The organism is Agrilactobacillus fermenti (assembly GCF_021030645.1).
GTDB lineage: Bacteria > Bacillota > Bacilli > Lactobacillales > Lactobacillaceae > Agrilactobacillus > Agrilactobacillus fermenti.
This window is the reverse complement of sequence record NZ_JACGCJ010000001.1, coordinates 1-13,554: the sequence shown is the minus strand read 5'-3', so window position 1 is coordinate 13,554 and position 13,554 is coordinate 1. Positions and strand designations below refer to the sequence as shown.

The 13,554-nt window shown below is 41.0% G+C and carries 8 protein-coding genes, 5 tRNA genes and 1 rRNA gene; 1 reads left to right on the top strand and 13 read right to left on the bottom strand.

Annotated elements, in window-relative coordinates; translation table 11 throughout:
* Window positions 1-10 precede the first annotated feature (10 nt).
* The 4 genes from FHQ08_RS00070 to FHQ08_RS00055 all read right to left on the bottom strand — a co-directional run bounded on the left by FHQ08_RS00070 (window position 11) and on the right by FHQ08_RS00055 (window position 8,374).
* On the bottom strand, window positions 11-1,546 hold the full coding sequence (locus FHQ08_RS00070) for an O-antigen ligase family protein (RefSeq protein ID WP_230912339.1): 1,536 nt from the start codon (window positions 1,544-1,546) through the stop codon (window positions 11-13).
* A gap of 356 nt (window positions 1,547-1,902) precedes the next feature.
* Entirely contained in the window at window positions 1,903-2,604 is a 702-nt protein-coding gene (locus FHQ08_RS00065; protein WP_230912338.1) for a GntR family transcriptional regulator, read from the bottom strand.
* A gap of 12 nt (window positions 2,605-2,616) precedes the next feature.
* Window positions 2,617-3,762 carry an N-acetylglucosamine-6-phosphate deacetylase gene (gene nagA, locus FHQ08_RS00060; RefSeq protein ID WP_230912337.1) on the bottom strand — a complete coding sequence of 382 codons (1,146 nt, stop codon included), beginning with the start codon at window positions 3,760-3,762 and terminating at the stop codon, window positions 2,617-2,619.
* A gap of 277 nt (window positions 3,763-4,039) precedes the next feature.
* On the bottom strand, window positions 4,040-8,374 hold the full coding sequence (locus tag FHQ08_RS00055) for a 2-hydroxyacyl-CoA dehydratase (protein ID WP_230912336.1): 4,335 nt from the start codon (window positions 8,372-8,374) through the stop codon (window positions 4,040-4,042).
* Window positions 8,375-8,551: 177 nt separating this feature from the next.
* Between FHQ08_RS00055 and FHQ08_RS00050 the strand changes: the two genes are divergently transcribed.
* On the top strand, window positions 8,552-9,169 hold the full coding sequence (locus FHQ08_RS00050; RefSeq protein ID WP_230912335.1) for a TetR/AcrR family transcriptional regulator: 618 nt from the start codon (window positions 8,552-8,554) through the stop codon (window positions 9,167-9,169).
* A 190-nt stretch (window positions 9,170-9,359) separates the two neighbouring features.
* Here FHQ08_RS00050 and proC read toward each other — a convergent pair whose 3' ends face one another.
* The 9 genes from proC to rrf form a co-directional block, all read right to left on the bottom strand.
* Window positions 9,360-10,157: a pyrroline-5-carboxylate reductase gene (gene proC / locus FHQ08_RS00045; protein WP_230912434.1), complete on the bottom strand. Its 798-nt coding sequence runs from the start codon at window positions 10,155-10,157 to the stop codon at window positions 9,360-9,362.
* Between the two features lie 195 nt (window positions 10,158-10,352).
* A tRNA-Gln gene (locus FHQ08_RS00040) sits at window positions 10,353-10,424 on the bottom strand.
* A gap of 6 nt (window positions 10,425-10,430) precedes the next feature.
* Window positions 10,431-10,511, bottom strand: a tRNA-Tyr gene (locus tag FHQ08_RS00035).
* Between the two features lie 60 nt (window positions 10,512-10,571).
* On the bottom strand, window positions 10,572-11,396 hold the full coding sequence (locus tag FHQ08_RS00030; RefSeq protein WP_230912334.1) for a metallophosphoesterase: 825 nt from the start codon (window positions 11,394-11,396) through the stop codon (window positions 10,572-10,574).
* A gap of 30 nt (window positions 11,397-11,426) precedes the next feature.
* Window positions 11,427-12,857, bottom strand: coding sequence for a peptide MFS transporter (locus FHQ08_RS00025; RefSeq protein ID WP_230912333.1), 1,431 nt, complete (start codon window positions 12,855-12,857; stop codon window positions 11,427-11,429).
* 189 nt (window positions 12,858-13,046) lie between these two features.
* Window positions 13,047-13,119, bottom strand: a tRNA-Thr gene (locus FHQ08_RS00020).
* Between the two features lie 3 nt (window positions 13,120-13,122).
* Window positions 13,123-13,194: transfer RNA gene (locus tag FHQ08_RS00015), tRNA-Glu, on the bottom strand.
* A gap of 53 nt (window positions 13,195-13,247) precedes the next feature.
* Window positions 13,248-13,320: transfer RNA gene (locus FHQ08_RS00010), tRNA-Asn, on the bottom strand.
* 5 nt (window positions 13,321-13,325) lie between these two features.
* Window positions 13,326-13,442: ribosomal RNA gene (gene rrf, locus FHQ08_RS00005) — 5S ribosomal RNA — on the bottom strand.
* Window positions 13,443-13,554 lie beyond the last annotated feature (112 nt).

Below are 13,554 nucleotides of genomic sequence, written 5' to 3'. Positions count from 1 at the left end.
TTAATTAAATTTAGTTCGCATCACCATGCCGCAAACTAGAGATAAAGTATCCTTCAATAAATGCTAAAATCGTTGATTCAGATAGAAAATCTAACACATTACCACTATAAAATGAAATTGCGAGTACTAACACGACCCCAAACAATAGCGTCACATGCCAATAAGTCATCAATTCACGGCGCTGTTTTAGAATCAAATAAATACCATAAAGCATCAAAAACACATAAGGCATCACTAATAATAAGACACCTAGATAACCCATACTGTACCACTGGGAAACAAAATCACGTTCTAAATTGAATACATGGTTCATTCGTGTATAAGTAATCCCCAGCCAATCATCCCAATGATTATGGTTGATTTCTTTGACGCGTTTCAACTGTGCTTCTTCTAATTTACGGAAGTTAGCCCGATCTGCAGCTGGCCACTTGGTCATAATGTCATACCAGAACATCGGATCAATTTTATAAGAGTAACCACCCTCAACAAATTTCGCCTGCAAGCCATAATCGACGTAATTATTTTTGATGATCGGTGCTAAATCTTTTTTAGTCCCTTTCATCGCGAGTGCGAATTGTTGCTTCAAAAAGCGATCCCGCTTCTCAGCCGTCTTTTTAGAACCTTCACGACTCGTAACCACCACATTATCTACTTGTTGTCGATTCAAGGTTGGCGAAAATGGCAGTACGACTCCACTAAAGAGCACTAACCCAATAAAGACCCAGATCGTACCCTTTCGCAGTGGCTGTTTATCCCTAAAGTAACGGAACAAGAAATATAACCCAAACGAACCAAAAATTGAGATCAATACCCCAAATGTAGCTGTTTTAGTGCCTAAAATAAACATGGCCCAAATATGAATAAAGGTCAAACTGATCGAACGCCAGTTAAAAGTCGTAAACATGTAGTAAAAAACAATCGGCGCTAGCAAGAGTTCTAATGCCGAAACTGCATTAGCATAGTAGAAAAAGCTTTTAGCCGCTGTATCCCAATACGTAAATCCAGTATTCACGTTAAACCAACTGAAAAAGTTCCCGTTGATCCATTTACTACCATAGGATGCGAGTGCAAAACCAAATAAATCAGTTAAAACAATACTACCAGAAACGAGTAATGTTAACGTAACGATCACACGTAAAAAAAGCTTACGATTAATTTTGATTTGATAAGCTAATAAGATAACAAACAGTGGAATAATCATCCGAACCAAATAAAAGAGTTCTCCCGCTGTGGAATAATTCAGATTATTTGTCGCAAAAGTATAGAAGTGCTTTGCATTCCAGACATGAAGTACAAAATAAACAAGCAATAAAGCCCCGTATCCGAGAATAAACCAATTCATTTTATGATTACGCTCACTAAAAACGAATAGTAAGCCAATGATAAAAATAAACAAGATCCGAATAATTGTTGGAACTGAAAAGGACAGCATTTTGGATAACGGTGGGACATAGAAAAAGTAAATATCCAAGAACGGCTGTAAAACGATAAATAATATAAATAACTTTTTAGTCAGTGTCTTGTATTTCTTACTGGAATTAACCATTTTTTCCTCCTGGGAGATTACAAAAGTACCTAAAAAATTCTATCACAAAACCATATATTAAGCTAACCAAATCCGGAATTTTCGTTGATATTTAAATAATCCCTCACTTGTCGCCATGGTGGGCATAATCCAACAACTCGAGCGCGTGAGATAAAAAATAATCAGTGGCGGAGTATTCACAGAATCAAGGCCGTTGACTTTTGTAATATATTTAATATGAAAACATTCGTAAACCAAAAACGTGGCTGAAAACAAAATGTTAGTCTTGTCTCAGCCACCCTGACTGCCTGTTTCTAAAAATACTTCAAAGGCAGTAATCAATTATTACTCAGATGCACACTTAATTTTAAATTATTTTAACGCTCAAGATAAAATTCAAACCGATCACCAACATATTCGGTACGGACGTACTCAAATGGTCGACCAGAATCTAAAAATGAAACCTGACGTAATTTTAAAATAGCATCATTACGTTTGACTTTTAGATAGTCGGCGATTCTTTCAGAAGCCAATGTTGCTGAAACCGTTTGTTGGGCACCACCTAATCGGTAACCACCTTTAGTTTCTAAAGCATGGTAAAGTGATGCAGTTACTTCTTCTTTTGAAAAGCCTTCAATCAAATCCGCTGGCACAGCCGCTGTTTCAAAACTGATTGGCACCCCGTCAGCATACCGAATTCGTTCCATACGTAAAACCTGATTGCCATCAGGTAATTCTAAGCGCTCGATCTCACTTAGCGTTGGACTTGCCATATGATAGGAAATAGTTTTACTTGACGGCACTTTACCTTGCGCTTGCATGAGATCCGTAAAACTAGTGATCCCCGACATTTTCTCTTGGACTTTTTGACTCGCCACGTAAGTCCCAGATCCAACGTGGCGTTCTAAAATACCTTCATCAACTAATGTTTTAATGGCTTGACGCAAGGTCATCCGACTGACACCAAAAGTCTCTGCTAAGTCACGCTCAGCTGGAATGCGTTGTCCAACTTGCCACTTACCAGACTCAATATCTTTACGTATTCGATTGTGTATTTCAATATAAATTGGTGAGCGCACTTAAGTCATCCCCTATTTTTCTGCGTGGAAGGCTTGACCAAAACTATAAGTCGTTTTGAGATTTAATGCCCCATCAAATAAATTCATATCTGCATCTTTACCTGGCAGAATGTAGCCCTTATGCTCTAGACCAAATTCATTGGCTTGGTTCACGCTAGACATTTGGACAGCATCAGCAATAGAGCAGCCCGTGAAACGCATAATGTTTACGAATGCGTCTGGAAATTGTAAAACAGAGCCAGCTAATGTTCCATCAGCCAAGCGGGCTTGTTTATCTTTAACAAATACTTTTTGACCACCCAACTCGCTTTCACCTTCAGGCATTCCTTTAGAACGCATTGAATCGGTAACGAGTTCGATTCGATCCACGCCTTTTTGTTCATAAGCTAATTTAATCATATCTGGCACAATATGGAAACCATCACAAATTAATTCCGCATACATATTATTTTCCAACATTGCATGCCCAGTCACACCAGGTTCACGATGTTTAAATTCTCGCTGTGCATTATATAAGTGTGTGACGTGTGTTGCTTTACTGTGTAGCAACTGTTCCCGAGTGGCATTACTGTGCCCAACAGATGGGACGATACCATGAGACAAGCAATAGTCTTCAAAGGCTTGGGCACCCTCATCTTCAGGCGCATAAGTGATCAATTTGACCCGGTTACCAGATAATTCATTCCAATGAGCTAATAGCTCTACATTAGGATCCTTAATAAATTGTTCTGGTTGGGCGCCCTTGAACGTTGCTGAGATAAATGGCCCTTCCAAATGAACCCCTTGAATGACGGGATTCTTTTCAGCTGCAACTTTAACGCCCGCCATGGCATGGTCAATATTATCGTTAGATTGTGTCATGGTTGTGGCAAATAAAGTCGTAACCCCTTCGTTAGTCATCATTTTATGCGCCATTGTGGCAATTTGTTCTGGATCGCCATCCATGGCATCAAAACCATAACCACCGTGTGCATGTACGTCAATGAAACCAGGTACTAAAATGCGATCACGCAAAATTTCAACTTCATCCCCTGCTTGAGCATGATAATCAGCAACAGGACCAACATCTAAAATTTTATTTGTAAATCGAACATAACCGTCCTGAATTTTTTCCTCGCCAGTATAAATTACCACGTGTTTCAAAACTTTAGCACACATGCTGCCACTCCTTTTACACAAATAAGATTTATTACCTACAGTATAATCGGTATAGACCAACAAATCAATATAAAAAGAGCGCGACAAAGGGTGGGCAATTTCGGAGCACTAACAAGAATGCTTCTAAATGGTGTCCTTTCCATTTGAAGCATTCGATGTTAGGTGACGAAGTTACCCTTTGGAGCGCGTTTACAAAGGTTGATAATTTCAAAACACATTTCAGCATAGCAAAAAAGCTATTGATGAAGTCTAACGTGCACTTCACCAATAGCTTCTTCTATTTTTGCTTAGCATACACCGTTACGGTCTGCTGGTTTGGTGTTGGCTGTTGTTGGATCATTGCATCAGGCGCGTCTGCTTTTGGCATGTTTTTATTAGCTGAAGCTAACATCAACCGAATTCGATTCAATTGATTGACTACGGAAACACCAGGATCATAGTCAATCGGTGCAATATTTGCCTTCGGATATTGCCGCCGCAATTCTTTGATCACGCCTTTGCCCACGACATGGTTTGGTAGACAGCCAAAGGGTTGCATACAAATGATATTATCCACACCATCATCTAACAATTCGATCATTTCACCGGTTAAGAACCAACCTTCACCCGTTTGGTTGCCTAAATTCAAGATCTTACTAGCTGAAGCAGCCAAAGTCTCAATCTTGGTAATCCCAGTAAACCGTCTCGACTGTTCTAAAGCCTGCTGCATTGGCTTTTGCAGCTGATAAACCAATTTAATACCGGCATTTGCCAATACCTCAGATTTCAAGGATAAACCAAATTGTTCATGTTTGATTTTTTGATTATACAGTGAATAGTTCATGAAGCCGGCAATATCGGGCACAACCGCTTCAGCACCTTCATTTTCTAACAGTGAGACAATATTGTTATTGGCAATTGGTGAATATTTGACCAAGATCTCTCCTACAATGCCAACTTTTGGCTTTTGAATGTTACGTAGTGGTACGGAGTCAAAATCAGCTACAATTTGTTTCACGTTACGTTTAAATTCCCGTAGACTACCGTTCTTGACATTATCCTGCACCAATGATAACCATTGCGTATGCAGCTGATTAACTTGACCAGCTTCTTGTTCATATGGCCGGGTTCGATAAACCACGCGTTCAAACAAATCGCCATACAAGAAAGCAATTGCTAAGCGTTTCAGCAACATTGGACTCAATTTAAAGCCATCACCGGTTTTTTCTGTGCCCTGGTTACCCATAGATAAAGAGATGACTGGTACTTGCTGGAAACCTGCATCTCGTAATGCTTTGCGAATCAGCGGAATATAATTCGTTGCCCGGCAGCCGCCGCCAGTTTGCGTCATTAGAACAGAAATGTTGTCCAAATCATATTGGCCGCTCTTTAAGGCTTCAATCATTTGACCGATGGAAATAATCGCTGGATAGCAGGCATCGTTGTTCACGAATTTCAAACCTTCATCCACCGCTTTAGGGTCATGGGCTGGCAAAGTAACGACCCGGTAACCCGACTCATTCAAAGCTGTATCCACCAAACCATCTTGATGAATCGGTGACAACATTGGCACTAAAATCGTATGTTTTTGCCGCATTTCTTTCGTGAATGGAATTGGTTCCGGCATGTCATATAACTTTTTAGGCAAAATATGGCGTTTTTGCCGTTCATTAATGGCAGCTTTTAGCGACCGCAAACGAATCCGAATAGCGCCCATATTAGACCCTTCGTCAATTTTCAGTAATGTATAGAGTTTGTTGTGCTGCGCTAGGATTTCGCCAACTTGATCGGTGGTAATTGCGTCTAGCCCACAACCAAAGGAATTCAACTGGACTAATTCTAGGTTTGGTTCCTTAGCGACAACTTCAGCTGCTGCATATAAGCGCGCATGATAGACCCACTGATTGACAACCCGTAACCCCTTAACATCCCCCAAATGGGAAATGCTATCTTCTGTCAAAACATGAAAGCCCTCCTGAGTAATGATTTGAGAAATACCATGATTGATTTCGGGATCCAAATGGTACGGCCGGCCTGCCAGCACGATGGCTCGTTCATTCTTTTCATGGAGTCGCATCAAGACTTCTTCGCCACGATTATGGATCTGCTGTTTAAAATGATCTAATTCCGCCATACCTTTTTCAAAGGCAGCTCGAACCTCAGCTTCAGTCACGCCATAGTCTTGAAAAGTCAGGAATAAATTCTTAACTGCTGATTTTTCATCAGCCAAATTCAAGTAAGGATTGCGATAGTCGATTTGACCATCACGAATTTCATCCACATTATTACGGATCACATCTGAGTAACTCTGTACAATCGGGCAATTAAAATGATTACGTGCTTGACTATTTTCTTCCCGTTCGTAAACGACACCGGGATAGAAAATCGTCTTGATACCTTTATGGATTAATGCCATCACATGCCCATGCGTCATTTTGGCTGGATAGCAAACGGTATCGCTAGGGATCGTTTCAATGCCCTGTTCAAATAATGCCTTATTGGAACGCGGCGACAATTCTGCTCGAATACCAAGTTCTTTAAAGAAAGTCGCCCACAAAGGATAATTTTCATACATATTCAAGACCCGTGGGATGCCGATGACACCTCGCGTTGCTAATTTCTTGCGTAACGGCCGATAGCTAAACAAGAGCTTATACTTTTCTTTAACAAGATTGATCTTGGTATTCTTTTGTCTTAACTTGATCTGCATACCCTTAGCTTGACCACGTTCACAACGATTGCCCGTGACAAAGCGCCGACCATCATTAAAGACGGTTACCGTCAATTGACAGTTGTTTTCACACAGGCCGCAGTGCATATATTCCTTTTCAGCCGTAAACTGACCCATTTCAGCCGTATTCAAAAGGGTCGTCACGTCCCCGGTTTGGTACGCTTCTTGGGCAATGATTGCCGCCCCATAAGCCCCCATCAATCCAGCGATATTCGGGCGAATGACCTCATGACCACTGATCTGTTCAAAAGCCCGTAAGACCGCTTCATTATAGAAAGTACCACCTTGGCAAACAATATGTTGTCCAAGATCTTCAGGCCGTCGTACTTTAATGACCTTGTAAAGTGCATTCTTAATGACAGAATAGGACAATCCTGCAGAAATATCACCAATCGTGGCGCCTTCTTTTTGAACCTGCTTCACCTTTGAATTCATAAATACGGTACAGCGAGATCCCAAATCAGCAGGTTGTTTTGCTAATAAAGCCACTTTAGCAAAATCTTTAACATCATACTTCAATGATTCTGCAAAAGTTTCGATGAAAGAACCACAGCCAGAAGAACAAGCTTCGTTGAGTTGAATCGTCGAAAGGGCATTGTCTTTCACATGCATAGCCTTCATATCTTGCCCACCGATATCCAAAATAAAATCAACGTCCGGCTGGAAGAAATGTGCCGCCTTATAATGCGCCACTGTTTCAACTTCACCAAGATCGGCCCGCAGCGCATTTTTGATCAGCTGCTCGCCGTAGCCAGTGACACAAGTTTTACCAATCGTCACACTTTCAGGCAGCTTAGCGTACAAGTCAGCTAGGATCTGCATTGTTTTCTTCAAGGGATCGCCATCATTTTTACCATACCAAGTGTAAAGCAATTTATGGTCTTCACTCATCAGAGCAACTTTGGTAGTCGTTGAACCAGCGTCGATGCCCAAATAAGCCACCCCTTGGTAGCTGTCTAAATCACGAGTATCGACTTTTGCCTGATCGTGACGTTGGCGAAACTCAGCTAATTCAGCTTCAGATGTAAAAAGTGGCGGCAAAGTATCGCTAAGCTTAAGCGCATTCGTTTGGTCATTGGCTAAATGATCTAATAACCGGTCAAAAGTTGTTGTCGGTTGGTCTTGAGCATAGAGGGCCGCACCTTTTGCGACAAATAGTTGTGGCTTTTCGGGAAAAATAACGTCTTCAGGGGCAATATTTAGTGTATCGACAAAACGAGCCCGTAGCTCACTCATGAAGTAAAGTGGTCCGCCTAAGAAAGCAACTTTCCCCCGAATTTTACGGCCGGATGCTAAGCCAGCAATCGTTTGATTAACGACCGCTTGAAAAATACTTGCGGCAATATCATTCTTAGACACCCCATCGTTGATCAATGGCTGGACATCTGTTTTGGCAAACACGCCACAGCGGGAAGCAATCGGATAAATATGCTTAAAGTCTTTGGCCAGTTCATTGACGCCATCCGCATCAGTCTTCAATAACGAGGCCATTTGGTCAATAAATGCCCCAGTCCCACCGGCACAACTACCGTTCATCCGCTGCTCCATAGCACCATCAAAAAAGGTGATCTTGGCATCTTCACCACCCAGTTCGATAGCCACATCCGTGTCCGGAATCATGACCTCAACTGTTCGCGTACACGCAATGACCTCTTGTACAAATTTAACATCTAATACTTCAGCGAGACCCATACCCCCAGAACCAGTAATCGTAAAGCGAATTGGTGTTTGTTCACCTAAGCGACTACTCGCCTCTGCAATGATTTTCTTGGTCGCAGTTTTAACATCCGAATAATGCCTCTGGTAAGTTTCATATAATGACTGGTTGTTTTCATCTAAAACGACTAATTTAACGGTGGTCGAACCAACATCGATCCCACCATAAAGGGGCTTTTGCGTCATTTGAATACCTCCACTTCCACAACAGCCGTTGAATAACCAACACAACGTTTGTTATACTTTATTTGTTAAGTTTATAACAAATATAAGTGAATTCAATAAACAATATCGCAATACTGTTTTCATAAACATCACTTTAGCTATATCTGTTGCGTAAGCAAGAAAAAAGAGGGTTTGTTGATGAGTCATAAACAAGATCTTCGTGTCATTCGTACACGTAAGTTAATCGTTGAAGCATTTCAAAAGCTCGTTCGTACAGAAGGCTTCGAACAAATCACCGTTCAGGAAATCGCCGATGAAGCGATGATCAATCGAGCTACCTTTTACGCGCATTTCAAGGACAAGCAAGACCTCTATCATTATATTTTTGCCAATGCCCTGACTTCAATCAAGGAAGTCCTTAGTGCAGATATTTGGACAAAAGATCGCAAGGTCGCCTTGACCTCAGTGGATAAAATGCTAGCCCAATTTTTCACCCTTGTACAAGAAAACCACGACTTCTTCAAATCATTAGTTAACACGACAAACGTCAGTATTCTAAAAAATACTTTGCAAGAACTGCTAAAGCATCAATATGCAGAAATCTTTGATAAGCTGCGGATCAAACAGGGACAAACATTGATTCCAACAAGTTTCATCATCGCTTACATGACGGCGATTTTCATCAGTAACGTCCAGTGGTGGCTTAACACCGATAGCAATTTTTCACCCGAACATATGGCACATCTAACCATTCAATTGATTGCCAACGGTCATCTAACTGTATTAGGTATTGAAGTGGTCGACAATAATAGCTAATTTATCAAATGCTTGTTATTTATTGCACATTATTTAATAAGGTACAATTAAATGATACTCTAATTAGCCTAAATTGCTGAGTTTGAGATTAAGTGAAATCATTTTGAACCCTTTTTAAAATTAAGTTATTCATAACTAAATAACGGGCGAAAACAAAATGTTGAATTTGTTTTCGCCCGTTATTTTATTTTTAAGAACCTTGTTCATCCTTAGCAATCGTCGCATCAACGCCCTTGATCACGCTCGTAATCAAGCCATGTTCTTCCATAGCTAATAGCCCAGCAATTGTTGTGCCACCAGGTGATGAAACTTGATCGATCAAATCAAATGGCGATTGATCAGCATCAAGGACCATTTGAGCACTACCCAATGTGGCTTGCGCTGCAATCTCAGTTGCTTGAGCCTTAGACAACCCATATTTAACACCAGCACGTGCCAAACTGTCGATAAATAAGTAGATAAACGCTGGTGAACTACCGGCTAAGGCTACAAAAACACTAAACTTATCTTCTGGCAGTATCATCACTGCCCCTAATTTTTCAAAAACACCTCGGATAGTTGCCCGTGCCTCAGGTAAACTCGCTGTATTCCCTTGCATAGCCGTCATACCTTGATTGATTGCAACATTAACGTTTGGCATCAGCCGCACAATCGGCACCATATCCACCCCGAGTGCTGTTTGCAGTTGGGCAACCGTAATACCTGTTAAGACCGATGCTATTATCTTTTTTGTCGTAATGGCAGGTTTAATTTCAGTGAGAATTGATTGGTACAGACTTGGTTCAACCGCTAAAATAATTAGATCAGCTGTCTGCGCAAGGCTTAGGTTATCTTTGGCCGCAATTACCCCATTTGCTTGCGCAAAAGCTTCATAGTGAGCTTGATGGGCACTATGAACAACAATATCCCGCTCTGAATAACCCGCACGCAATAAGCCTTGAATCATAGCACTAGCCATATGTCCAACACCAATAAAACCAATTTTCATCATTATTAATCCTCACTTTCTAAATTTGCTTTAAGTCAGTGGATATAAAAATAGCCGAAACAAAGCGATTACTTTGTCCCGACTACTATCCGCGTCCAATAATATATATCTAATCATAATTTATCTATTACTATCAATGGGAAGAAGTTAGTATCAGTCAAAACCTTAATTAAACCACCCGTCGAACACGGTAGATTGGGTTAGCTGGATTCGAACCAGCGCATGACGGAGTCAAAGTCCGTTGCCTTACCGCTTGGCTATAACCCAATGATATGGAGGAGAGTGGATTCGAACCACCGAACCCGAAGGAGCGGATTTACAGTCCGCCGCGTTTAGCCACTTCGCTACTCCTCCATAGGATTACTATGTAACCCGACTTAAATATAATACTAAAATCTAACCAAAATTGCAATATCAAATTTTAATAATTTGAAGCGTTTGTTGCCATTCAGTCATAAAATCTTTACCGACCCATTCGTGCATTCGTTTCAGTCCATAGCCCACTGGTGCACTATAATAAGTCGTATTATGAATTAGCCTTGGCTTATGTCGCACATGTAGATGGCCGAACATCACATGTTCAATTTGAAAAGCTTCAATAAGGGCGCCAAGATGTTGACTACCTAGTAAAGGATTGACCATGTTCCAATAAGGTCGATCTAAACTATAAAATATATACTCAGCTCGTGGTACAAAATGTGTTATAAAAATAATTTTTTTCTGAGCAGCGCGTGCGGCTAAGAATTGCGTATAAACCTGATTCAGAATCGTTTGCATCATTGCTAAATCATCGCCAAGACCGGTAATGCCGCCATCGATCCAATAGGCATTCCGCCATTGAATGTAAGCCTTGAGCGGTTTTGGGTCAAAATCACGGCCAAAGGTATAATCATACCAACCGTTATTGCCGATGATTCGATAATTTGTATCTGGAATATCAATAACTTTTTGATGCAAGTAGACCGGATCGATTGGCGTCTGTAAAGTTGGATAATCAGTCCCATTGACCATATCATGATTTCCCGCGATAAAGTAAACCTTCAATTTCCCATTAGCTTGCTGATTCATTGAACGTACGAAAGCCAAAGATTTTTGAAAATCATTGAACAGATCACCAGCTATCAGATAATAATCAAATTGATTTTCTAATAAATAAGCTAATTGCTGTGATAAAGTTTCCGCAGCATCTAAATGATTGACATCAATGTGATTATCACTGCTCATTGCAATCTTCACCATCGCGCACACCCTCAACTTTACAATTTGAGCCTATTTCACGCCTTGCATCAGGTCTCGAATCTTAGGTACAATCGTAAATAATAGAATCCCAAATACGATCGTAATACCACCGACAACACCAAAATATACACCTTGCGTTTGCGGTGTGTAAAGTTTAACGATTTGCGCATTGATTGCTTGTGCCATGGCATCCCCCAAGAACCACATGCTCATCATTTGCGACTGAAATGCTTTCGGTGCTAATTTCGTTGTGGCAGACAAGCCAATCGGTGATATCAACATTTCAGCAATTTCCACAATGGCCCAACTCAAAACAAGCCATAATGGACTCACTAAATATTTTGTATCATGGGTTAGCGTGGGAATCATCATCACAATAAAGGATAAACCCGCAAATAAAAGACCATAGGCAAATTTAGACGGCGTTGATGGTTGTTTCCGTCCCAATTTTGTCCACAAAACGGCGAAGATTGGCGTATAAATAATAATGAAAAATGGATTTAAAGATTGAAACCATGAAGGCAAGATATGTTGTAAAAATCCAGGTAACCACTGAATTGAAGTATAATCCAACTGCGTTTGGTTAGCCGCAAACAATGCTAAGACAACGGAGCCTTGTTCTTCAATGGACCAAAATAAAACACTAGCAATAAACAGCGGAATGTATGCCCAAATACGGGAACGTTCAACTTTAGTTGTCTTTTTGCTCGAAAGCATCATGATAAAGTATGCAATTGGCAAAATAACACCTAAAATACTGAAGACTAAAACGATATTATTGATATTTAACTGACCAATAATTGCTAAACTACCAAACACCAAAATGGCTAGTACAAACCATAATGCAAGATTACGAAGAATCTTAGGTTTTTCAGCAGCTGTGATTGGATCCGTTGGATGTAAAGAAGCTTCGCTTAGATACTCTTTACCGCTAAAGTAGTATTGCAACAAGCCAAAGAACATGCCAATAGCCGCGATAGAGAAGCCTAGGTGGAAGTTGACACTCTGTCCAACTGTTCCAACGATCCATGGTGCCAATAAGGATCCAAGGTTGATACCCATTACGAAAATACTAAAACCGGCATCACGTCGAACGTCATTTTCAGTGTAAAGTGTGCCGACCATTTCTGACACATTTGGCTTCAATAATCCGGTCCCAATTGTGATCAACCCAATTGATAAAAATAAGGTTGGTGCCCCAAATGGTAAAGCCAAGGCTATATGCCCTAACATAATTAAGACCCCGCCCCAGAAAACAGTACGACGACTACCCAAAATACGGTCAGCCACAAAACCGCCGATAACTGAAGTCAAGTAAACTAGAGAACCATAAATAGCCATTATTGAAGAGGCCGTCGTTTGGCTAAAACCTAAGCCGCCTTTTTCAACAGCAGAGTACATATAGTACAGTAAAATTGCGCGCATACCATAATAACTAAATCTTTCCCAAAATTCAGTCATGAACAACGTCGACAACCCCCAAGGCTGCCCAAGGAATGTTTTCTCCTTTTTTTCCAAAATAATACCTTCAATCTAATATTAATATAATTTTGACGAATGAACGCTGAGTAAACAGCAAAGGCGAGCCCCAAAGCCGAATAATCGGAATTGGTCTCGCCTTATACTTAATACTGCTATTTTTCATTCGAATGCCGGCTGCAGGACTTGAACCTGTGACCCTCGGTTTACGATACCGATGCTCTACCAGCTGAGCTAAGCCGGCGAATGACCCGTACGGGATTTGAACCCATGTTACCGCCGTGAAAGGGCGGTGTCTTAACCACTTGACCAACGGGTCTAATATTAATATTAAAATTAATACTAAAAAAACGGCCTCCCAGCCGTCAACAACTCCGGTTGTCAGACTCGAACTGACGACATCTTGATTAACAGTCAAGCGCTCTACCAACTGAGCTAAACCGGAATAAAGCGCGGCGACTTCCTAACCTCGCAGGCGGTTGCCCGCCAACTACTTTCGGCGTTAAGAAGCTTAACTTCTGTGTTCGGCATGGGAACAGGTGTTGCCTTCTTGCTATCGCCACCGCACTTCTCCTGAGCACTTCGTGCCCTCAAAACCACATATCATGTCTTCTTTACCCTTGAATCTTCTGCTTGCCGTTCTTTTGGTCAAGTCCTCGACCGATTAGTATCAGTCCGC

What these genes read in the sequence shown, in the direction of transcription:
- FHQ08_RS00070 (WP_230912339.1), bottom strand. Translation starts at nt 1,546, where the DNA reads ATGGTTAATTCCAGTAAGAAATACAAGACACTGACTAAAAAGTTATTT.
- nagA (WP_230912337.1), bottom strand. Translation starts at nt 3,762, where the DNA reads ATGTGTGCTAAAGTTTTGAAACACGTGGTAATTTATACTGGCGAGGAA.
- FHQ08_RS00055 (WP_230912336.1), bottom strand. Translation starts at nt 8,374, where the DNA reads ATGACGCAAAAGCCCCTTTATGGTGGGATCGATGTTGGTTCGACCACC.
- FHQ08_RS00050 (WP_230912335.1), top strand. Translation starts at nt 8,552, where the DNA reads ATGAGTCATAAACAAGATCTTCGTGTCATTCGTACACGTAAGTTAATC.
- proC (WP_230912434.1), bottom strand. Translation starts at nt 10,157, where the DNA reads ATGAAAATTGGTTTTATTGGTGTTGGACATATGGCTAGTGCTATGATT.
- FHQ08_RS00030 (WP_230912334.1), bottom strand. Translation starts at nt 11,396, where the DNA reads ATGGTGAAGATTGCAATGAGCAGTGATAATCACATTGATGTCAATCAT.
- FHQ08_RS00025 (WP_230912333.1), bottom strand. Translation starts at nt 12,857, where the DNA reads ATGACTGAATTTTGGGAAAGATTTAGTTATTATGGTATGCGCGCAATT.